The organism is Saccharopolyspora sp. NPDC045839 (assembly GCF_056431645.1).
In genome coordinates this window covers 1-20,359 of the sequence record NZ_JBWKKH010000066.1, presented here as the reverse complement: position 1 = coordinate 20,359, position 20,359 = coordinate 1, and the positions used below count along the sequence as shown (strand labels likewise).

The 20,359-nt window shown below is 72.4% G+C and carries 16 protein-coding genes; 9 read left to right on the top strand and 7 right to left on the bottom strand.

The window, feature by feature from the left end; genetic code table 11:
- Window positions 1-224: 224 nt before the first annotated feature.
- From AC07EQ_RS43010 to AC07EQ_RS42995, 4 genes are all read right to left on the bottom strand, one after another.
- The gene (locus AC07EQ_RS43010) at window positions 225-698 is read right to left on the bottom strand and encodes an RICIN domain-containing protein (RefSeq protein ID WP_478393548.1); all 474 of its coding nucleotides are present in this window, start codon (window positions 696-698) and stop codon (window positions 225-227) included.
- Window positions 699-870: 172 nt separating this feature from the next.
- The gene (locus AC07EQ_RS43005) at window positions 871-1,863 is read right to left on the bottom strand and encodes a transketolase family protein (RefSeq protein ID WP_478393547.1); all 993 of its coding nucleotides are present in this window, start codon (window positions 1,861-1,863) and stop codon (window positions 871-873) included.
- The gene (locus AC07EQ_RS43000; RefSeq protein ID WP_478393546.1) at window positions 1,860-2,735 is read right to left on the bottom strand and encodes a transketolase; all 876 of its coding nucleotides are present in this window, start codon (window positions 2,733-2,735) and stop codon (window positions 1,860-1,862) included. The genes AC07EQ_RS43005 and AC07EQ_RS43000 overlap by 4 nt, the downstream gene beginning before the upstream one ends.
- A gap of 235 nt (window positions 2,736-2,970) precedes the next feature.
- Window positions 2,971-4,317, bottom strand: a complete 1,347-nt coding sequence (locus AC07EQ_RS42995) for an MFS transporter (protein WP_478393545.1) — start codon at window positions 4,315-4,317, stop codon at window positions 2,971-2,973.
- A gap of 215 nt (window positions 4,318-4,532) precedes the next feature.
- Between AC07EQ_RS42995 and AC07EQ_RS42990 the strand changes: the two genes are divergently transcribed.
- From AC07EQ_RS42990 to AC07EQ_RS42960, 7 genes are all read left to right on the top strand, one after another.
- Window positions 4,533-5,354, top strand: coding sequence for a sugar phosphate isomerase/epimerase family protein (locus AC07EQ_RS42990; RefSeq protein ID WP_478393544.1), 822 nt, complete (start codon window positions 4,533-4,535; stop codon window positions 5,352-5,354).
- Between the two features lie 25 nt (window positions 5,355-5,379).
- On the top strand, window positions 5,380-6,156 hold the full coding sequence (locus AC07EQ_RS42985; protein WP_478393543.1) for an SDR family NAD(P)-dependent oxidoreductase: 777 nt from the start codon (window positions 5,380-5,382) through the stop codon (window positions 6,154-6,156).
- Between the two features lie 15 nt (window positions 6,157-6,171).
- Window positions 6,172-7,896 carry a dihydroxyacetone kinase family protein gene (locus tag AC07EQ_RS42980; RefSeq protein ID WP_478393542.1) on the top strand — a complete coding sequence of 575 codons (1,725 nt, stop codon included), beginning with the start codon at window positions 6,172-6,174 and terminating at the stop codon, window positions 7,894-7,896.
- On the top strand, window positions 7,893-8,357 hold the full coding sequence (locus AC07EQ_RS42975) for a ribose-5-phosphate isomerase (protein WP_478393541.1): 465 nt from the start codon (window positions 7,893-7,895) through the stop codon (window positions 8,355-8,357). The genes AC07EQ_RS42980 and AC07EQ_RS42975 overlap by 4 nt, the downstream gene beginning before the upstream one ends.
- A 35-nt stretch (window positions 8,358-8,392) precedes the next feature.
- A complete protein-coding gene (locus AC07EQ_RS42970; RefSeq protein ID WP_478393540.1) occupies window positions 8,393-9,124 on the top strand; it encodes a GntR family transcriptional regulator in 732 nt (243 codons plus the stop codon).
- A gap of 333 nt (window positions 9,125-9,457) precedes the next feature.
- A complete protein-coding gene (locus AC07EQ_RS42965; RefSeq protein WP_478393539.1) occupies window positions 9,458-11,245 on the top strand; it encodes a hypothetical protein in 1,788 nt (595 codons plus the stop codon).
- A gap of 214 nt (window positions 11,246-11,459) precedes the next feature.
- A complete protein-coding gene (locus tag AC07EQ_RS42960) occupies window positions 11,460-11,852 on the top strand; it encodes a winged helix-turn-helix transcriptional regulator (protein ID WP_478393538.1) in 393 nt (130 codons plus the stop codon).
- A gap of 103 nt (window positions 11,853-11,955) precedes the next feature.
- Here AC07EQ_RS42960 and AC07EQ_RS42955 read toward each other — a convergent pair whose 3' ends face one another.
- Window positions 11,956-12,834, bottom strand: coding sequence for an alpha/beta fold hydrolase (locus AC07EQ_RS42955; RefSeq protein ID WP_478393537.1), 879 nt, complete (start codon window positions 12,832-12,834; stop codon window positions 11,956-11,958).
- A 182-nt stretch (window positions 12,835-13,016) separates the two neighbouring features.
- Between AC07EQ_RS42955 and AC07EQ_RS42950 the strand changes: the two genes are divergently transcribed.
- Entirely contained in the window at window positions 13,017-16,268 is a 3,252-nt protein-coding gene (locus AC07EQ_RS42950) for a BTAD domain-containing putative transcriptional regulator (protein WP_478393536.1), read from the top strand.
- A gap of 190 nt (window positions 16,269-16,458) precedes the next feature.
- Here AC07EQ_RS42950 and yczR read toward each other — a convergent pair whose 3' ends face one another.
- On the bottom strand, window positions 16,459-17,850 hold the full coding sequence (yczR, locus tag AC07EQ_RS42945) for a MocR-like transcription factor YczR (protein ID WP_478393535.1): 1,392 nt from the start codon (window positions 17,848-17,850) through the stop codon (window positions 16,459-16,461).
- A 41-nt stretch (window positions 17,851-17,891) separates the two neighbouring features.
- Between yczR and yczE the strand changes: the two genes are divergently transcribed.
- Window positions 17,892-18,617 carry a membrane protein YczE gene (yczE, locus tag AC07EQ_RS42940; RefSeq protein ID WP_478393534.1) on the top strand — a complete coding sequence of 242 codons (726 nt, stop codon included), beginning with the start codon at window positions 17,892-17,894 and terminating at the stop codon, window positions 18,615-18,617.
- A 49-nt stretch (window positions 18,618-18,666) separates the two neighbouring features.
- Here the strand turns inward: yczE and AC07EQ_RS42935 are convergent, their stop codons facing one another.
- A complete protein-coding gene (locus AC07EQ_RS42935) occupies window positions 18,667-19,998 on the bottom strand; it encodes an MFS transporter (RefSeq protein ID WP_478393533.1) in 1,332 nt (443 codons plus the stop codon).
- Window positions 19,999-20,359 lie beyond the last annotated feature (361 nt).

Here is a 20,359-nt window from a genome sequence, read left to right as displayed (position 1 = left end):
AAGCACTCATCGCCCTGGCCATGCTCGCCCTCGGCGGCCAGCCCCCAACCCTCCCCGGACGCGCCTGAACACCCACGGACCAGTCACAAGAGCCCGATTTCGCGCGAAATCAGCGCGCGGCATGAGGGCGGGTTGGCGATTTCGCGCGAAATCGCCAACCCGCCGGATCCGGTCGCGGGTCTTCCGGGCGGCCGCAGCGGCCCGGAAGACCCACGGCACTCGGCTCAGCTCGCGGTCAGGCCCCACTGCTGGGCCGGGTTCTCCGGGTCGCAGGGGAACAGCCGGACGTCCGACCCGCTCAGGTGGCCCAGGCAGGTGTTGGTGTCCATGTGGTGCAGCAGGCTGCCTTCGTCGGCGGCCTCAGCCCGCCACTGCTGGGTCGGGTCGTAGGAGTCGCACGGCATCAGGCGCACGTGCGGGCCGCCCCCGTGCCCCATGCAGCTGTTCGTGCGGTTGACCCGGATCAGCTCCGAGTGGCCGAGGTACTCGCGCGACCAGTTCTGCTTGGGATCGCTCGGGTTGCAGTCGGTCAACGTGATCGCGTAGCCGTCCGGGCTCTGCAGGCACGTGCCCGCCGCCACGTTGCTGAACGACGCCTCCAGGGGAGCGGGCGCGGCTGCCGCGATCGGCAGTGCGGCCGATCCGCTCAGGCACAGTGCGCCCAGGGCCGCCAGGGTCCAGTGGCTCGCTTTCCGCAATGAACTCACCTCGTAGAATCGCGTAGTAGATTCACATCGCACGCACTCTTCGGGCACGTGCGTCACCGAGTTCACTGCGATCTCGCCGAAAATCCCGCAATTCACCCCACCGTGGGCGAGCGGTGGCCTGCGGGCCGGGAACCGGGTACGCCGCCGGTCCCGGCCGTCGCGGTCAGCCGAGGGAGTCGAGGACCTTGCTGACGATGGCGCCGGTCGCGAGGCCGTAGCGTTCGTGCAGCGTCGGCAGGGCGCCGGCGTCCAGGAAGGCGTCGGGCAGCGCGATCGGCACGATCCGCTTGCCCAGCCCGCGGCTGACCACGGCCGAGGCGACGGTCTCGAAAAGCCCGCCCACCACGGTGTGGTTCTCCAGCGTCACCACCAGCCGATCGGAGTCCACTTCGGACAGGACGGTGTCGGCGTCGAACGGCTTGATGGTCGGCGCGTGCACCACGGCGACGTCGACCCGGCGCTTCGCGAGCTCCTCCGCGGCCTGCAGCGCCCGCATCGTCATCAGTCCACTTGAGACGAACACGACGTCCGAACCGCCGCGCAGCACCGCTGCCTTGCCGAGGCGGAACGAGTAGTCGTACTCGTCCAGCACGGTCGGCACCTTGCCGCGCAGCAGCCGCAGGTACGTCGGTCCTTCGGCGGCGGCCAGCTGCGGCACCGCCTGCTCGATGTCCACCGCGTCGCACGGGTCGACGATGGTGAGGTTCGGCATGCCGCGGAAGATCGCCACGTCCTCGGTCGCCTGGTGGCTGGGCCCGTAGCCGGTCGTCAGGCCCGGGAGCCCGCCGACGACGTTGACGTTGAGGTTCGGCTCGGCGATGTCCAGGCAGAGGAAGTCGTAGGCGCGCCGGGCGGCGAAGACGCTGTAGGTCGACGCGAACGGCACGAGCCCCACCTCGGCCATCCCGGCGGCCGCGCCGAGGAGCAGCTGCTCGGCCATGCCCATCTGGAAGAACCGGTCGGGGTGGGCCGCGGCGAACACGTGCATGTCGGTGTACTTGCCGAGGTCGGCGGTCAGCCCGACGATCCGGTCGTCCGCCTCGGCGAGCGCGGCCAGCGCGTGGCCGAACGGGGCGCTGGTGGTCCGCTGCCCGGGGTCGGCGAACGAGGCGATCATCGCGGAGGTGGTCAGCCGCTTCGGGGTCGTGGCGGTCATCGTGTCTGCTCTCCCGGGTGGTCCTCGGTCAGCTGCTCGCGGCACAGCTGCCACTCGTGCTCCTCGATCCGCATGAAGTGCGCCTTCTCCCTGGCCTCCAGCAGCGGGACGCCGCGCCCGATCCTGGTGTCGCAGAGGATCACCGCCGGCTCGCCGACGGGCGCCGATCGCCGCGCGGCGGCGTCGAGCGCGCGCAGCAGCGCCGGCACGTCGTTGCCGTCGACGCGCTGGGTGAACCAGCCCGCCGCGGCCCACTTCTCCTCGGCGGGCTCGATGCCCAGCACGCCCTTCGTGGGCCCGTCCGCCTGCAGCGCGTTCATGTCCACGACGGCCAGGATCCGGCCGAGCCGGTGGTGGGCGGCGCCCATCGCGGCCTCCCAGGTGGAGCCCTCGTCCAGCTCGCCGTCGGACAGGAAGTTGACGATGCGGGGCTGCTCGCCCCGCAGCCGGGTGCCGAGCGCCATGCCGACCGCGACGGCGAGGCCGTGCCCGAGCGACCCGCCGGAGATCTCCATGCCGGGCGTGTAGGAGGCCATGCCCGACATGGGCAGCCGGGAGCCGTCGGCGCCGTAGGTCTCCAGCTCGTCGACCGGGATGGTGCCGGCCTCCGCGAGCGCGGCGTACAGGGCGATGGCGTAGTGGCCGGTGGACAGCAGGAACCGGTCCCGCTCCGGCCAGTGCGGGTCGTCGGCGCGGAAGCGCAGCTGGTCGACGTAGAGCGCGGCGAGGACGTCGGCGACGCCCAGCGCCTGCCCTACGTACCCCTGGCCCTGCACCTCTCCCATGTCCAGCACGTGGTGCCGCATGCGGAATGCCGCCGCACGCACCCGGTCGGCGCGCGCCGTCAGGTCGCTGCCGGTGGCGATCGTCATCGTGTTCCTCTCAGGCGGTGTAGGCGGTCTCGGAGACTGTTGATGAAGCCGGTTCCGTCTTTGAAGCGGCGTAGCCGCTTAGCCCACGTACGCGGCTTGCGCAGCCGCGGGTTCTCAGGTGTCTTCTCGCGAGAACAGTCCCGACGTGGTGAATTGGCGGGGATCCCACAGTGAGAAGGCACCTGAGGTTCCGCGACCCGCACCGCCACGCAAGACGAGTCTGGAAACAGGCCTCTCAGTGCGCGGCGGCGGGCTGGGGATCGTCGTTCTCCGCGCTGCGGCGGAGCGCTTCCTGCCGCTCCCGCTTGCCGAAGGTCTCGCGGGTCAGCAGGGCGGCGACCAGGCCGAGCACCGAGTAGGCCAGGAACAGCAGCGCGGGACCCGTCCAGCCGAGCGCGAGGAACAGCAGGGTGGTGACGAACGGCGTGAAACCGGAGATCATCGCCGAGATCTGGTAGGCCAGCGAGGCGCCCGAGGAGCGGGTCTTCGCCTGGAACAGCTCCGGGAACCACGCGCCCTGCGAGCCGGCCAGCGCGTTCTGGCAGACGCCGTAGGAGATGGCCACGGTGGCGATGATCGCCAGCACCGAGCCCGTGTTGACCAGGAGGAACATCGGGATCGCCCAGGCCGCGCCGAAGAGGCAGACCCAGACGTACACCGGGCGCCGTCCGACCCGGTCGGTCAGCCCGCCCCAGGCGATCGTGGCGAAGATGCCGATCGCCGAGGCGATGCACAGCGACAGGATCGTCTCGCCGCTGGTGGCCAGCTTCTCCGACTTCAGGTAGGAGATCATGTACGTGATGGCCACGGCGTAGCCCGCGGTCTCGGCGATGCGCAGGCCGATGCCGCGCAGCAGGTTCCGCCAGTCGTCCTTGATCACCTCGACGATCGGCGACTTGACGATCTCGCCGCTGTCCCGGACGTCCTCGAACACCGGCGACTCGGGCACCTTCGACCGCACGATCAGCCCGATGATCACCAGCAGCAGGCTGGCCAGGAACGGCACGCGCCAGGCCCAGTCGCCGGGCAGCGCGACCGAGCCGAGGAAGACGAGGTTGGCCAGCAGCAGCCCGATCGGGAAGCCGGCCTGCACGATGCCGGTGAACTTGCCCTTGCGCAGCCAGGGGGCGTGCTCGTAGGTCATGAGGATCGCCCCGCCCCATTCGGCGCCGTAGGCGATGCCCTGGATGATCCGCACGGTGACCAGCAGCGCCGGGGCGAGCACGCCGACCTGCGCGTAGGTGGGCAGCAGGCCGATGGCGAACGTGGCCAGGCCCATCACGATCAGCGAGGCGACCAGCACGGGCTTGCGGCCGATCCGGTCGCCGAGGTGGCCGCCGATGACGCCGCCGAGCGGCCGGGCGATGAACCCGACGCCTAGCGTGGCGAAGGCTGACAGCGTCCCGACGATCGGTGAGGCGTTCGGGAAGAACGCGGTGCCGAAGTAGAGGGCCGCGGCCGTGCCGAAACCGATGAAGTCGTAGCTCTCGATCACGGCGCCCGCGGTCGATCCCCACGCCACCCGGCGCACGTCCGGTGTGCCGTGCACCGGCCCGCTAATGCGCAGCGGTTCCGCGCTCATCACTCACCTCTTCATTGGGGTAGTTCGACGTTGCCGACACCGGCTCAGCGGTGTCAACACTGCGGGAGATATTCAGCTCTGCTCGCTGGTTTGTCAACAGTGATCTGTCGAGTAAAACTGCTGCCACTAGCGGTAACAACCGTATTTGGCGGGATGCTCTTGTGTGTTGACAGAGCGCTGTTAACATCTCCGCATTCGCTGCTCGAGGAGGAACCTTGTCGGACCGCTGGCCCGGGTGCTCGACCATCAGCTTCCGCCACCTCGGATTGTCCGAGGCGCTCGGCGTGATCGCGGGGTGCGGCTTCGCGGAGATCGATCTGGGCGCGCTGCCCGGCGTGTGCGACCACGTGCCCTACGAGCTGACCGAGGCCGCCGTGGCCGAGGTGGTGTCGACAGTGCGGGCGGGCGGCCTCGCCGTCCGGTCGGTCAACGGCGACATCGGCGACCTCAACCTGGAGCTCGACGCGAACGCCGCCCGGGAGCGGGAGACGCACCTGCGCCGCCTGCTCGACCTGACCGCGGGCTGCGGCGCGGATGCCCTGGTGCTGCCGTGCGGCGCCCAGTCGCACGAGCCGGTGACCGGCCTGGACACCGACCTGGATCGCGTCGCGGGCGAGCTCGCGCGGGCCGCCGGGCTCGCGAGCGCCCACGGCGTGGCGATCTGGGTCGAGGCGCCGCACTTCTTCCGCCTGTGCGCCGACGTCGACCTGGCCGCGAAGCTGATCGAGCGGCTGGATCCGGCGGTGGGTGTCGTGCTCGACACCAGCCACATCGTGGCCTCCGGCGGCGACCCGGCCGCCTTCGCGCTGCGGTTCGGGCCGCGGATCGCCCACGTGCACCTCAGGGACGCCGTCCCCGGCGGGATCAACCACAGCATCGGCAACGGCGTGGTCGATTTCCCCGCCGCGTTCGAGGCGCTGCGCTCCGCCGGCTACGGCGGATCGTTCGCGCTCGAACTCGAAACCCGCGATGTCACCGACGACGAACGGCCCGCCGCGGCGGTGCGCGCCGCCGAGTACATCGCGACCCTGCTCTGAATCGTCGACCGAAGGAGGACCAGCAGTGACCAGCATCCAGCGCACGGCGGTGGTGACGGGCGCGGCCGCGCCGCGAGGCATCGGGAAGGCGGCGGCACTGCGGTACGCCCGCGAGGGGTGGGCCGTCGTCGTGCTCGACCTCGACGAGCCGGCCGCGAAGGCAGCCGCCGAGGACATCGCCGCGCAGACCGGCGCGACGGTGTTCGCGCACGGCATCGACGTCGCCGACGAGCCGTCGGTGCAGGCCGCCTACGACGCGGTGCGGGCCGAGGTGGCCGCGGGCCGGCTGCCCGCGGTCGGCGCGCTGGCCAACATCGCGGGCATCACCTCGCCGGTGCCGTTCCTGGAGACCACCCTCGACCTGTGGAACAAGGTGCTGGCGGTCAACGCGACGGGCACCTACCTGGTCACCAAGGCGTTCCTGCCGGACCTGATCGAGGCGGGCTGGGGACGCATCGTCACCATGTCGTCGGTGTCGGCCCAGCAGGGCGGGGGAGTGTTCGGCAAGACCCCGTACTGCGCCGCGAAGGCCGCCATCCTCGGGTTCACCAAGTCGCTGGCCAAGGAGCTCGGGGCGGCCGGGATCACCGTCAACGCCGTCGCGCCGGGCGCGGTGGACACCGACATCCGCGCGGGCGCGACCACCCCGGAGCTGGAGGACGCCATCACCAGCGGCATCCCGGTCGGCCGTCAGGCCACAGTGGACGACGTGGCCGCCGTGATCACCTGGCTGTCCACCGACGACGCCGGCTACCTGCAGGGCACCACGATCGACATCAACGGCGGGGCGTTCCTCCACTGAGGACGGATGGGTGACATGACGTATCTGTGGGACGACCCGGCCACGTTCGCCGACGACGCGCTGGCCGGGTTCTGCGAGCTGCACGCCGACCTGGTGCGGCAGGTGCCGGGCGGTGCGGTGCGGCGGGCCCGCCCGCAGCGCCCGAAGGTCGCGGTGCTGCCCGGCGGCGGCTCCGGCCACTACCCGGCCTTCTACGGGATCATCGGCCCCGGCCTGGCGGACGGCGCGGTCAGCGGCAACCTGTTCACGTCGCCGTCCGCGCAGGACGCCTACTCGGTGGCGATGGTCGCGCAGTCCGGCGCCGGGGTGGTGTTCGGCTACGGCAACTACGCCGGCGACGTGATGAACTTCGGCCTGGCCACCGACCGGCTGCGGGCCGAGGGGATCGCCGTCGACAACGTGGTGGTCACCGACGACATCGCCAGCGCCCCGGCAGCGGAGGCGCAGCGGCGGCGCGGCATCGCGGGCGACTTCGCGGTCTTCAAGATCATGGGCGCGGCAGCCGACGAGGGCATGGACCTCGCCGGGGTCGTGCGGGTGGGCCGGAAGGCCAACGAGCGCACGCGCACGATCGGCACCGCGTTCGCAGGGTGCACCTTCCCCGGTGCGCCCGAGCCGCTGTTCAGCGTGCCGGACGGGCAGATGGGCCTGGGACTGGGCATCCACGGCGAGCCCGGCCTGCGGGACGTTCCCTTGCCCTCGGCCGGGGAACTCGCGGCCGACTTCGTCAGCAGGCTCCTGGTCGAGAAGCCCGCGGACGCGGGGGAGCGGGTGGCGGTGCTGCTCAACGGCCTCGGCGCGGTCAAGCAGGAGGAACTGCTCGTGCTGTGGCGGCCGGTGGCCGCGCTGCTGCGCGAATCGGGGCACGTCCCGGTGCTGCCCGAGGTGGGCGAGCTCGTGACGAGCCTCGACATGGCGGGGGTGTCGCTCACCGTCACGTGGCTGGACGACGAACTCGAACGCCTGTGGGCGGCTCCGGCGTGGACACCGGCGTTCCGGCGCGGCCGGACGGCCGGCGAGCCGCAGGCGGCGGTCCAGCCTGAGGCGAGTGAGCCGGAAACGACTGCGCCGGTGTACTCGCCCGCCTCGGCCGGGTCCCGCGAGCTCGCGGAACACGTGCTCGCGGCGCTGCGCCAGGTGGCTTCGGCATTGGGGGAAGCGGAAGACGAGTTGGGTGCCATCGACGCCGTGGCGGGCGACGGCGACCACGGCCGCGGCATGGTCCGCGGCATCGGCGCCGCGCTGGCCGCCGCCGAGGAAGCCCAGCGGGCCGGGGCGGGAGCGGGGGACTGCCTCGCCGCCGCCGGGGACGGCTGGGCGGCGCGCGCGGGCGGCACGTCCGGCGTCCTGTGGGGCGCCGGGCTGCGCGCCGCCGGCGAAGCCATCGGCGACCGCGGCGGCAGCGCGGAAGTCGCGGGAGAGGCGGTGGACGCGCTGACCACACGGATCACGACGCTCGGTGGCGCGGCAGTCGGGGACAAGACGCTGGTGGACGCACTGGAACCGTTCCGGGCCGAACTGCTGTCCGCCGTCGCTGCCGGTGCTCCGGCGGCCGCCGCGTGGTCGAGCGCAGCCGAGGCCGCCGACAAGGCGGCCCGGAACACCGCGGAACTGGTGCCGCGCAAGGGACGGGCCCGGCCGCTGGCCGAGCGCAGCATCGGCACGCCCGATCCCGGCGCGGTGTCCACTGCCCTGATCGCCCGGACGATCGCCGACCACCTGACGGGAGAAACCCGATGACCTACCGGATCGCGATCGGCTGCGACGACGCCGGACTGGACTACAAGGAACGCCTCGCCGCCGACCTGCGCGCCGATCCCCGGGTGAGCGAGGTGATCGACCTCGGCGTGCACCGCGACGCCGACGACGTGCACCGGCCGTACCCGGAGATCGGGCTGGCCGCGGGCGAGGCCGTGCGCGCGGGCACCGCCGACCGGGCCGTGCTCGTCTGCGGCACCGGTATCGGGATGGCGCTGTCGGCCAACAAGGTGCCCGGCGTGCGCGCCACCACCGCCCACGACTCGTACTCGGTGGAGCGGTCCGTGCTGTCCAACAACTGCCAGGTACTGGCCGTCGGGCAGCGGGTGGTGGGGCTCGAACTGGCCCGCCGGCTGGTGCGCGAATGGCTCGGTTACGAGTTCGACCACCGATCGCCCAGCGCGGCGAAGGTAGAGTTGATTGCCGAGTACGAACGGTGCTGAGCGCCGTCGGTGGCGCGGAACCGAGGAGGCTGCGAGTGGTGAGCCGTCAGGCGCAGGCAGGCCGGAACCTCCGGCAGATGGCCGTCGACGCCCTGCGGAAGGCGATCACCACCGGTACGTTCCCGCCGGGCACCCACCTAGGCGAGGTGCAGGTGTCCGACCAGCTCGGCATCAGCCGCGGCACGCTGCGCGAGGCGCTGCGCGAACTGCAGCAGGAGGGCCTGGTCTCCTACGGCGATCGCGGCCGGGTCGCGGTCCGGCAGATCGACGAGAAGGACATCATCAACACCTTCACCGTCCGCGCCGCGCTGGAGGCGGTGGCCGGCGAGACGCTGGCCTCCAGCTACTACCGGGAACAGCACTGCCAGAGCCTGCGCGCCGCCGTCGACGACATGGTGGCGGCCGCGCAGGTCTCGCTGGAGGCGCAGATCGAGGCGGACCTGGCCTTCCACGAGCTGCTGTGCGAACTCACCGGGAACGACGCGCTGCTGCGGTCGTGGAAGCTGCTGGAAGGCTCGATCCGCATGTGCATCATGTACCGCGGCCTGGAGCGAGCGCTGAGCAACATGAGCGCCGACCGCCACCTGGAGATCGTCACGGCGATCGAATCGGGCGACCCGGTCAAGACGCAAACGGTGATCCAGGACCACATGGTGGCGACGGCGCAGGCACTGCTGTTCGGGACCGTCCGCAGCCGCAGGCCGATCAACATCCTGGGCGAAGCCCGACCAGTGGACCAGGAAGAACGACCCGAGAAGCACGCCTGACGAACGCCCGGCCCCGGCCGGGCGTTCGCTTGTCCGCCGACATCCATTGTGGACCGCCTGCTCCGCTGCCGGTGGACGCGGTTGCCCTGGTGCGCGCGGTCGCGCTCCGCGATTCCCTGCCACGCCGACTGCGCACCGCGAATCGCCGGCCAGGTATTGCGGGCGGGGTTGTGGGGTACCAGGGGTGTGACGGGCGCGTCGAGGGGGCGGCGCTGTCGGTGCTCACCTGCTCGCGGTCCTCCCCGTTGCCCGTCGCCGCGTGGAGGTGGTCGATGGCAACTCCTTCTTCGAAGGCCCGGGTCGCCCGGCGCGTTTGCGCGCTGGGGTGATGAGGTGGACCGGCGCGAGTTCGTCAAGCTCTCGCTCGCGGGCGCGGGCGCGGTGCTCCTCGGCGGCGTGCCGCGCGCGGGCGAGGCGCAAGGCCTGACCGTCGCCGATCCGGCCAGCACCTTCTTCGCGACCGCGTTCACCGAATATGCCGCCACTGCGACCACCGACAGCACCGGCGACCTGTGGCCGACCTGCTGGGCGGACGACGACTACGTCTACACGGCCAACGGCGACGGACAGGGCTTCGGCGACGATCCGATGGCGGCCATCGTGGTGAACCGGATCGCCGGAACGCCCGAGACCGGCCTGCGCGGCGAACGGCTGGCCGCCGGCGACGCGGTCGCCAAGCCCCACGCCGATCAAAAGCTGTACAACGCGAAGCCCACCGGCATCGTCGCCGTCGACGGCAACGGCGACGGCCGGGACGAGCTGTACCTGGCGGTGCAGGACCTGCGCTTCGCGCCCGCGTCCACCGCGTTCGACGACGCCGTGGACGCCACCGTCGTCAAGTCGGAGGACTACGGGATCACCTGGCAGCAGCCGTCCGAGCCGATGTTCACCGGCCACGTCTTCACCACCGTGATGTTCCTCGACTTCGGCCGCAGCCAGGAGCACGCCCGGTCGCTCGGCCCGGAGAACGCCGGGTACGTGTACGCCTACGGCCTGGACGGCAACTGGCGCGACTCCTACAGCAACACGGTGACTTCGCCGACGAGCCTTTACCTGGCGCGGGTTCCCCGGAACTCGATCCAGCAGCGGGACACCTGGCGGTTCTACGCCGGGGCGGGGAGCGACGGTGGTCCACAGTGGAGCGCAAGCATCGGCGAGAAGGCGCCGGTGCTCACCGACGAACGGCGGCTGTACACCGACCTGTACGGCGAAGGCCGCCGCGATCTGACCGTGATCTCCCAGGGCGGCGTCCTCTACAACGCCCCGCTGCGCCGGTTCATCTACACCTCGTGGACCGAATACACCTTCGAGTTCTACGAGGCCCCGGCGCCGTGGGGGCCTTGGCGGCTGTTCATGTCGAAGGACTTCGGCGCCCAGCCCTGGTTCGGCCGCCCCGGCCGCGTCCGGCTGCTCCCCGTGCCGGGCGGCCACGACGTGCCGGCACCGGAGACCGGCGAACCGAAGCCGGCCTGCGCCGGGCCGAAGAACGGCGGCTACGCCCCCACCATCCCGGCCAAGTTCGTCTCGGCCGACGGGACGCGGATGTGGTTGCAGTCCAACTGGTTCCTGAACGTGGCGTGCGGGCTGCCCAACTACGAGTTCTCGCTGCGCCGCTTCCACGTTTCCCCGCGCAGGCCCGGCGACCCGGGGCAGAACCCGCCCGACCCGGCGGACAACCTCGCCGCCCCCGGGAGAAGGCCGTTCCCCATCGAGAAGTCGGCCCACTACGGCCACGGCGACTACCTCAACAACGGCGTCCGCGAGGAGAGCGAGGACAGCTTCGACGGCGCCCGCAAGCAGGCCGACTTCTGGGGGTACGTCTGGCAGGACGAGTACTGGATCGACCGCGTCGTCTACACGACGGGCAGCATGTTCTCGGATGGCGGCTGGTTCGCCCGCGACCTGACCGTGCAGGTCCGCCAGGGCGCGAACTGGGTGGGCGTCAGCGGCCTGGCGACCGCTCCCGCGTACCCCTACGACAGCACCGCGGGCCCGAACAAGACCTACGTGCTCGCGTTCGACCCGATCGCCGGGGACGGCGTCCGGATCATCGGAATCCCCGGCGGTACGGCGACATTCACGTCGATCGCCGAGCTGGAGGTGTACTTCGACGGCCGGTGACCTGGCGCTGCGGGGCGAACAGCGCGCGACCGGGGGTGCGGTGGTCAGGGCGGGTTTGGCCGGTCACCGTTCGGTCGTGAGTGTTTTGGGCCGCTATGGCGCTCCAAACGCTCACGACCGAAGTGCTTCGCGGCGGTCTCTTCCGGTAACAGGGACACCGCAGGTGAGTACGCTACGCGGCGTAGGAACGCACTTTCGAGCGAGAGGGAGCCTCGTGGGAACGGAGCAGGCCGGGCGGGCGCCGGGGGACACCGATGTGACGCGCGCCGATTCCCTCGCCCGCGAGATCTTCACGGGAGTGGCCAACAAGTGGGCCCTCCTGATCATCGGCGTCCTGCGGGACCGCACCCTGCGCTTCACCGAGCTGCGCGCCGAAGTGGAGGGCATCAGCCACAAGATGCTCACCCAATCCCTGCGAAGGCTTGAACGCGACGGCGTGGTGCACCGGACGGTGCACGCCACCGTGCCGCCGCGCGTCGAGTACCGCCTCACCGAAGCGGGCCGAGCGCTCCGCGACACCGTCAACGGCATGTGCGCGTGGACCCTGACGCACCTCGACGAGATCGAGGCATCTCGCCGCCGCTTCGACGCGCAGCAGCACGCCTGACCTGAACCGGCGGTTCCGAATCGTCACCTCGCTCGTGCGGGACTTGCTGACGACCGCCGCCGGAGCGGCCGCGATCCCATCCGCCGGGCGCCTGCCGAGCCGTTCACCGGGTGAGGAGTTCGCGCAGGGCCTTGGTGACCTCCGCGGGGGCTTCTTCGGCCATGAAGTGACCGCAGGAGACCGGGATGTGGCGGAGGTCGGGCGCCCATTCGCGCCAGCGGGCGGCGGCGTCGAAGCCGAGCACGGCGCCCCAGTCCTGCTGCAGGACGGTCACCGGCATCCGCAGCCGGTTCCCGGACTCCCGGTCGGCCCCGTCGTGCTCGACGTCGACGTGGGCCGATGCGCGGTAGTCGGCGACGATCGAGGTGACCGCTTCGCGGGAGGCCGTCAGGTAGGCGGCGCGGACGTCGGCGGGGATGGCGCCGGGGTCCTGGGTCCAGACGTCGAGGAAGTGGCCGAAGAACGCGTCGGCGCTGGCGCTGATCATCTGTTCCGGCAAGCCGGGCGGCTGGGCCATCAGGTAGAGGTGGAAGCCCACCGCGGCCGAGGTGCCGTGCATCACGTTCCACATGTCCAGCGTCGGCAGGACGTCGAGCGAGGCGAGGTGGGTGATCGTCTCGGGGTGGTCGAGGCCGGCGCGGATGGCGACCAGGGCTCCTCGGTCGTGCCCGGCCAGGGCGAAGCGCTCGTGGCCGAAGGCACGGGCGAGGGCGACGACGTCGGCGGCCATGGTGCGCTTGGAGTAAGTCCGGCCGTCGGTGTCGGCGGGCTTGTCGCTGTCGCCGTATCCGCGCAGGTCGGGGCAGATGACGGTGTGGTCGGCGGCGAGGTCGGCGGCGACGTGCCGCCACATCAGGTGGGTCTGCGGGAAGCCGTGCAGCAGCACGATCGGGCTGCCCGAGCCGCCCACGGCCGCGTTGAGCGTCACGCCGTCGGCGACGGTGACGCGCTGGTAGTCGAATCCGGTGATCGTCGGTGCCATGGTGGGCCTTCCTCGTTTCGCGTTGATCCGTCGAGCCTGCGCGCGGCCGATCAACAACCGGTCAACGGCGGCTCAGCACGGGCAGCTCACCCGAAGGCGTCCGGTTCCTGACACCGGCGCTGCTTTCCAGGACGGCCATGCCCGCGCCTCGTTCTGAACCGGCCCCTTATAAGGTGCGTGGTGTGTCTGTGCAGGTGAGCGCGTCGAGGATGACCTTCGGCCTGCTCGGTCCGCTGGAAGCGGTCGGCGCGAGCGGCCCGGTCGACCTCAAGGGACCGCTGCACCGCGCCGTGCTGGCCCGGCTGCTGATCGCCAGGGGGCGCGTCCTGCCCCTCACCCGGCTCATCGACGACCTGTGGGACGACCCGCCGGAGAGCGCGGTCGGCACCGTCCGGACCGTCGTTTCCAGCTTGCGCCGAGCCCTCGAACCGGACCGGCCGCCCCGCTCTCCCGCCCGGCTGCTGGTGACGGCGGCGCCGGGCTATGCGCTGCGCGCGGAATCCGGATCGGTGGACGCCCAGCGGTTCGAGGCGGCGGTGGGCGACTCCGCGTCCATGCTCGCGGCGGGGCGGGCTGATACTGCGCTGTCCACTTTGGACGAAGCTTTGGAGCTGTGGCGGGGGCCCGCGCTCGCGGAGTTCGACGGCCGGGCCTGGGCGCGTCACGAGATCTCGAGGCTCGACGAGCTGCGGCTGCTGGCCGTGGAGCGGCGGGCGCAGGCGGCCTTGGCGCTGGGGCGGGCGGCCGAGGCGGTGCCCGATCTGGAAGGCCAGGTCGCCGAACACCCCTGGCGCGAGACGGCCTGGCAGCTGCTGGCGCTCGCGCTCTACCGCAGCGGGCGGCAAGGCGACGCCCTGGGCGTGCTCCGCGAGGCGCGCAAGGTCCTGGCGACCGAGTTGGGCGTGGACCCCGGCCGGAACCTGCAACGGCTGGAGGCGGACATCCTCAGCCAGGCGCCGCACCTGTCCGCGGCGCCCGCCCCGGCCGAGGCACAGGCCGGCGCCGACCAGCCGGTCGAACCGCCGATCGTCGGCCGCGCGGCCGAGCTCGCGCAGCTCGCGGCCGCCGGCGCTCGCGGCCGCCTGGGGCTGGCGCTGATCTCCGGCGAAGCCGGGGCGGGCAAGACCGCGCTCGCCGAAGCCCTGACCGACGAGCTGGCGGCCGCCGGCTGGATCACCGCTTGGGGGCGCAGCTCGGAGCAGGACGGCGCACCCGCCGGGTGGCCCTGGACGGAGATCACCACCGTCCTCGCGGCCGCGGGGCATCCGCCGCCCGTGCCACCGGCGGCGGGCGAAGACCCCGCCGCGGCGCGGTTCCGGATGCACCGCGAGGCCGCCTCCTACCTGTCCGCCGTCGCCGAGCGCGCACCCGTGCTGCTGGTGTTCGACGACCTGCACCGGGCCGGCGAGGAAACCCTTTCCCTGCTGGCATTCCTGGCGGCGGCGCCCGTCGACCGGCGGGTGCTGGTCGTCGCGACCTACCGCAGCACCGAGATCTCCGCAGCTCTCACCGACGCGCTAGGCCGCTTCGCCCCGGCCGAACCCACCCGGGTCTACCTGGGCGGCCTGGCGGAGTCCGAAGTGGACGAGCTCGCCCGTGCGGTCGCCGGCCGGGAACTGGATGCCGCGACCACCCGCGCGATCCACCGGCGCAGCGGCGGCAACCCGTTCTTCGTCCGGGAGCTCACGCGGCTGTTCGACGCGGAGGGGAGCAAAGCGCTCTCCGGGATTCCGGCGGGCGTGCGGGACGTCATCCGCCGTCGCCTGGCCGGGCTGCCGCAGCCGGCGCGCACGGTCCTGCGCCAGGCCGCGGTCGTCGGCCGCGACGTCGACCTCGATCTGCTCGTCCCGTTGGCCGGGGACGAGGGCCTGGTGCTCGACGTGGTCGAATCGGCGCTGCTCATGGGATTCGTGGGTGAACCGGGTCCGAACCGGCTGCGGTTCACCCACGAGCTGATCCGCGACACGCTCTACGAGGAAGCGCCGCGCCTGCGCCGGGCCCGCTGGCACGCCGCCATCGCGGAGACGATCGAGCAGCTGCGGCCCGGCGAGGTGGAATCCCTGGCGCACCACTACTTCCACGCCGACGACCGCCGGACGGCGGGCCGGGCCGCACGCTACGCCAAGGAGGCGGCCGAGGCGGCAGAGCGGCGGTTCGCCCCGCACGAGGCGGCGCGGCTGTGGCGGCAAGCGATCGTGGCCCACGACCGTTCCGGGAGCGGCGATGCGCGCGCCCGGCTCGAACTGATCACGGGCCTGGTGCGGGCCCTCGCCGTCGCGGGCGGGCTCGACGAGGCCCGGCGGCACCGCGCCGAGGCGATCGCCGCGGCCGACGAGCTCGGCGATCCCGACCTGACTGCGCGGGTGATCGGCGCGTTCGACGTGCCCGCGATCTGGACCCGCAACGATGACGAAGATGTTGCGCGGCAAGTCATCGAGGCAGCCGAGCGCACCCTGGCGGTTCTGCCGGACGACCGGGCCGAAGCACGCAGCCGGCTGCTCAGCACACTCGCGCTGGAACTGCGCGGCACGCGGGCGCGACGCGGGCACGAGGCCGCCGTCGAGGCCGAGGCGATCGCCCGCGAGCGGGACGATCCGGCGCTGCTCGCGTTCGCCCTCAACGGCCGGTTCATGCAGTGCTTCCAGCGCGCCGGGCTCGCCCCGCAGCGCGCCCGCATCGGCGCGGAGCTGGTCGAACTGGCGGAACGCCACGGCCTGGTGACCTTCGAGGTGCTCGGCCGCCTGATCCTGATCCAGGCCCACTGCGCGCTGGCTGAGTTCGCCGCCGCCGACGCGCACGCGGCGGCCGCCGACCGGCTCGCCCGGCGCCACGAGATTCCCCTGGTGGGCGTGTTCACCGAGTGGTACGCCGCGCTACGGCTGGCGGTTTCCGGCGAATCGGCGGCGGCGGAGGCCGCTTACCGCGCGGCCGCGATCCGGTTGCGGGGCACCGGGATGCGGGGCGTGGAACAGGGCGCTCTCCCGCTCGCCCTGCTGGGCCTGCGCCTGCCGGATCTGTCCGAAGTGGACTGGAATGCGGACTGGGGTCCGTACGAGGACTGGGTTCGCCCGCTGGGCCTGCTCGCCGCCGGTCGCCGCGAGCAGGCCCGGGAAGCGGCGCGGGCGCTGCCCGACTCGCCCCGCGATCTGCTCTACGAGGCACGCCTGTGCCTGGAAGCCGTGCTGGCCATCGGCCTCGCGGACCGGCCGATGATGGCGCGGGTCTACGAGCAGCTCCAGCCCGCGGCGGGCGAACTCGCCGGTGCGGGCAGCGGCCTGCTCGTGCTCGGCCCCGTCGCGCAGTACCTGGGCGACCTGGCCGCCGCGCTGGACCGGCGCGAAGCGGCCGGGAACCACTACCGGCAAGCGGCGGCCATCGCGCGGCAAGCCGGGGCGCCGCACTGGATCGCCGCCGCTCGCACCCGCCTGACCTGAGGCGCCGTTTCCGAGTGGTGTGCGGGCCCGTGTGGGACGTGGCCGCCTGGGGAGCAGGGCGGCGATCTCGCGCGAAATCGCCGTTCCTCAGGCGTGCGGAGTGGTGATTTCGCGCGAAATCGCCATCAGCGTCGGGCACCGGGCGCCTTCGGGATGAGCCGGGCGTAGCCACCCCGAGGCGGTCCCTGAGTCAGGCCAGCGCGGCCGGTGGCGTGTCGGCGCGTCGCCCGGCCTGCACGGCCGCGAAAGCCCCGGCGATGCCATCGATCCCCGCCGTCATCGCCGCGGCGTCCAGCGAGTAGGGCAGTCGCACGAAACGCTCGAACGCCCCGCCGATCCCGAACCGCGGCCCGGCCGCCAGGCGCACGCCGAACTCCGGGGCCACGGCGGCCAGCGCCGAGCTCACCGGCTGGGGGAACCGCGCCCACACCGACAAGCCGCCCGCGGACGGGCCGGTCGTCCAGTCGGGCAGGCGCGCGGCCAGCAGGTCCAGCAGCAGGCCGCGGCGCAGCCGGAGGTCGGCCAGCCGGTCCGGCAGGAGCCGGTCGATCTCGCCCAGCAGCTCGGCGCACGCTAGCTGTTCCACCACCGGCGTGCCGAGGTCGATCCCGGACCGCGCCTGCCCGAGCCGCTGGACGAGGCCGGCGTCGGCGCGGATCCACCCGACCCGCAGGCCGCCCCAGAAGGTCTTGGCCGCCGAACCGATCGAGATGACGCCGGTGTGGTGCGCGGCCAGCGGAACCGGCGGATCGACGTCGAGGGCGAGCTCCGCCATCGTCTCGTCCACCACCACCGGGCAGCCCGGCCGCAGCTCCGCCCGGTCCCGCTCGGGCAGGCAGAGGCCGGTCGGGTTGTGGAAGTCCGGCAGGAGGTAGGCCATCGCGACGCCGCGGGTGGCCGCGGACAGGCTCTCGACGTCCCACCCGGTGTCGGTGACCGGGACCGGGACGACTTGGCACCCGGTCGCGCGGAAGACCTGCAGCGCATGCGGATAGGTGGGGTGCTCGACGACGACCCGGTCGCGGGGCCGCAGCAGCGTGCGCGCGATCAGCCCGAGGGCGTGCTGGGCGCCGCTGGTGATCAGGACCTGGTCCGGGGTCGTCGCCAGCCCGCGGTCGGCGTACCGCCGGGCGATGGCGGTGCGCAGCTCGGGCAGCCCGCGCTGCGAATAGCCGTGGCGCGGCAGGTGGCGGGGGAGCTGGTCCAGCGCCCGGCGGTACGCCCGGTGCAGGGCCTCGCCGGGAGCAGGCGGGGCCGCGTGGGAGAAGTCGATCAGGTCCCGGCCGGTGGTGTCCGGCTCCGGTCGGGACCCACCCGGCGGAACCCGGGTCCGGCTGCGCGACCGGGCCCGAGCGCTGAGATATCCCTGCTCGCGCAGCGCGGCGTAGGCCGTGGACACCGTGGTGCGGCTGATCCCGAGCACCGCGGCCAGATCCCGCTCGCCCGGCATCGTGGTGGCCAGCGGCAGCCGGCCGTCGAGGATCAGCAGGCGGATCAGGTCGGAGAGGCGGCGATGCGCGGGCCCCGGGCCCGCGGACCAGTCGCCCAGCAGGCGGGCGAGCGCGCGGCTGCTCGTGTTCATGAGGCCAGAGTCTACGATCTGGCCCTTTTATCCCATGCCAGATGGCGGGCACGATCGGCGGCGTTGATCCCGAACCGACGTTGAGGACACCCGTGGCTTCGATCTCGCAACCGAAAAGCCGCCGCCATTCGGTGGCCCGCAGGATGACGGCCGCCGAGCAGCTCCGCGCCGAGAAGAAGGCGTGGCGGTTCCCGCAGCTGGTCGTGGGGCTGATCGGGTACGGCACGTCCCTCACGTTCCTGGTCCAGTCGTCGCTGGGGGCTTCGAGCTGGAGCGTTCTGGCGGAGGGCATCTCGCTGCGCTCGGGGATGACGTTCGGCTGGGCGACGAACCTGACGGCCGTCGCCGTGCTGCTCTGCTGGATCCCGCTCCGGGAACTGCCGGGGATCGGCACCTTCCTGAACGTCGTCCTGGTCGGAACGTCCGCGGACGTCGCCGCTACCTTCGTGCCGATGCCCGCTTCGCTGCCGCAGCAGCTCGGCTACTTCGTCCTCGGGCTGCTGATGCTGACCTTCTTCGACGCCGTCTACCTGGGGGCCAGGTTCGGCTCGGGGCCGCGGGACGGGCTGATGACCGGCGCGGTGCGCATCACCGGCAGGCCGATCTGGGTGGTCCGCACCGGGATCGAGGTGGTCGTCCTGGCCGCCGGCTGGATCCTGGGCGGCACGGTCGGGTTCGGCACGCTGCTGATCGCGTTCTGCATGGGCCCGATGGTGCAGAACTTCCTGCGCTTCACGACCGTTCGCCTCGCCGGCGACCACGATTGACCGCAGTGGGCGGACCCGAGATCCTCAGGTCCGCCCACTGTGGACGTTCCTACTGCTGTGCGAGCGAGTCCGCTGGGGCGTCGATCCGGCGGAGCGAGCGCTCCTTCGTTTCCGGCAGCAGCAGGCCGCAGACGATGCTCAGCACGCCGTACACCCCGAGCATCACGCCGATGGCGTTGCTGCCGTACGCGGCGACCAGACCCGCGGCGAGGACGGGCGGCACACCGCCGCCGATGATGGTCGCCACGTTGTAGCTCATGCCCGCCGCGGTGTAGCGGTGCCCGGTGGCGAACAGCTCCGCCAGGTAGGCGGCCGCCGGGCCGAGGACGATCCCGCCCCCGATCATCAGCAGGCACAGGCCGATCCCGGCGAGCGCGGTGTTCGCGGTGTCGATGACCGGGAAGGCGATCAGCCCGCAGACGAAGGTGACCACGTTCCCGACGAGGACCACCCGGCGCCTGCCGAACCGGTCCGACGCCGCCGCACCGGCCGCCGTGGCCGCGGCCAGCACGATCCCGCCGACCACGCCGAGCGCGAGCATGGTCGGGCGCGGGATCGCCAGCACCGTGCTGCCGTAGGTGGTGAGGTAGACGGTGCCCATGTAGTTCAGCGCGAACGCCGCGGCCACGGTGCCCCCGGCGAGCAGGATCAGCCGGGTGTCGCGGCCGAACGCGGCGCGCAGCGGCGCGGCGTCCTGGATCCGGCGTTCCCGCTCGGCGTGCAGCTCGCGGAAGACCGGGGTCTCCTCGATCCGCAGCCGCACGTAGAGGCCGATGCCGACCAGCAGGGCGCTGAGCAGGAACGGGATCCGCCAGCCCCAGGCCAGGAACGCGTCCGGGCTCAGCACCAGCTCGACCGCCAGGAAGGTCGCGCTGCTCAGGCCGAAGGCCGTGCCGGGACCGAGCTGCGGGAACATCCCGAAGCGGCCGTGCTTGCCGGGCGGGGCGTACTCCACCGCGAGCAGGGCCGCGCCGCCCCATTCACCGCCCACCGCGACGCCCTGCAGGAACCGCAGGACCATGAGGATGACCGGCGCGGCGATCCCGAGCGTCGCCGAACCCGGCAGCACGCCGATGGCCACGGTCGAAAGCCCCATCAGCAGCAGCGTGTAGACCAGGGTCCGCTTGCGCCCCAACCGGTCTCCGAGGTGGCCGAACAGCGCGGAGCCCAGCGGGCGGGCGACGAACGCCACCGCGACCGAGGCGAGCGAGGCGATCGTGCCCGCCGCGGTGCCCAGCGCGGGGAAGAAGACCTTGGGGAACACCAGCGCGGCCGCGGTGCCGTAGATGAAGAAGTCGTAGAACTCGATCGTCGTGCCGGCGAAGGAAGCGAGCGCGATCCGGCGCGTCGGTAACGCGGCTTCGCCGTCGTGGGTGGTCATGGGCAGTCCTCACGTGTCGGGATGGCAACGGGGCCGGAGCAAGATCATCGCCGGTCGCCCCGGAGGACCTCAAGCCGGAGTGCGTCGCCGCACCCGCTCGAGACCCTGCCGGGCATCCTGCACCAGAGGTGCGACAGGCGACGCCGCGGCCGTGCACGCCGGCGATCGAACGGTCTCCTCCGGGAACCGGGGCGCGCCTGAGCCTTCCCGATTTCGCGCAAGGGGCTCCGCCTGTCCCGCCCGAAGGCACCCGGCACCCGGCAGTAGGTGGCGTTTTCGCGCGAAACCGGCGCCCCGCCCTCACGCGGAACGCCGGTTTCGCGCGAAAACGGCGTTCTGGGTCGCCGGCGGGCACGTCCCG

Coding starts and splice junctions, on each gene's coding strand:
- AC07EQ_RS43005 (WP_478393547.1), bottom strand. CDS start 1,863: ATGACCGCCACGACCCCGAAGCGGCTGACCACCTCCGCGATGATCGCC.
- AC07EQ_RS43000 (WP_478393546.1), bottom strand. CDS start 2,735: ATGACGATCGCCACCGGCAGCGACCTGACGGCGCGCGCCGACCGGGTG.
- AC07EQ_RS42995 (WP_478393545.1), bottom strand. CDS start 4,317: ATGAGCGCGGAACCGCTGCGCATTAGCGGGCCGGTGCACGGCACACCG.
- AC07EQ_RS42980 (WP_478393542.1), top strand. CDS start 6,172: ATGACGTATCTGTGGGACGACCCGGCCACGTTCGCCGACGACGCGCTG.
- AC07EQ_RS42975 (WP_478393541.1), top strand. CDS start 7,893: ATGACCTACCGGATCGCGATCGGCTGCGACGACGCCGGACTGGACTAC.
- AC07EQ_RS42955 (WP_478393537.1), bottom strand. CDS start 12,834: ATGGCACCGACGATCACCGGATTCGACTACCAGCGCGTCACCGTCGCC.
- yczR (WP_478393535.1), bottom strand. CDS start 17,850: ATGAACACGAGCAGCCGCGCGCTCGCCCGCCTGCTGGGCGACTGGTCC.
- yczE (WP_478393534.1), top strand. CDS start 17,892: ATGGCGGGCACGATCGGCGGCGTTGATCCCGAACCGACGTTGAGGACA.
- AC07EQ_RS42935 (WP_478393533.1), bottom strand. CDS start 19,998: ATGACCACCCACGACGGCGAAGCCGCGTTACCGACGCGCCGGATCGCG.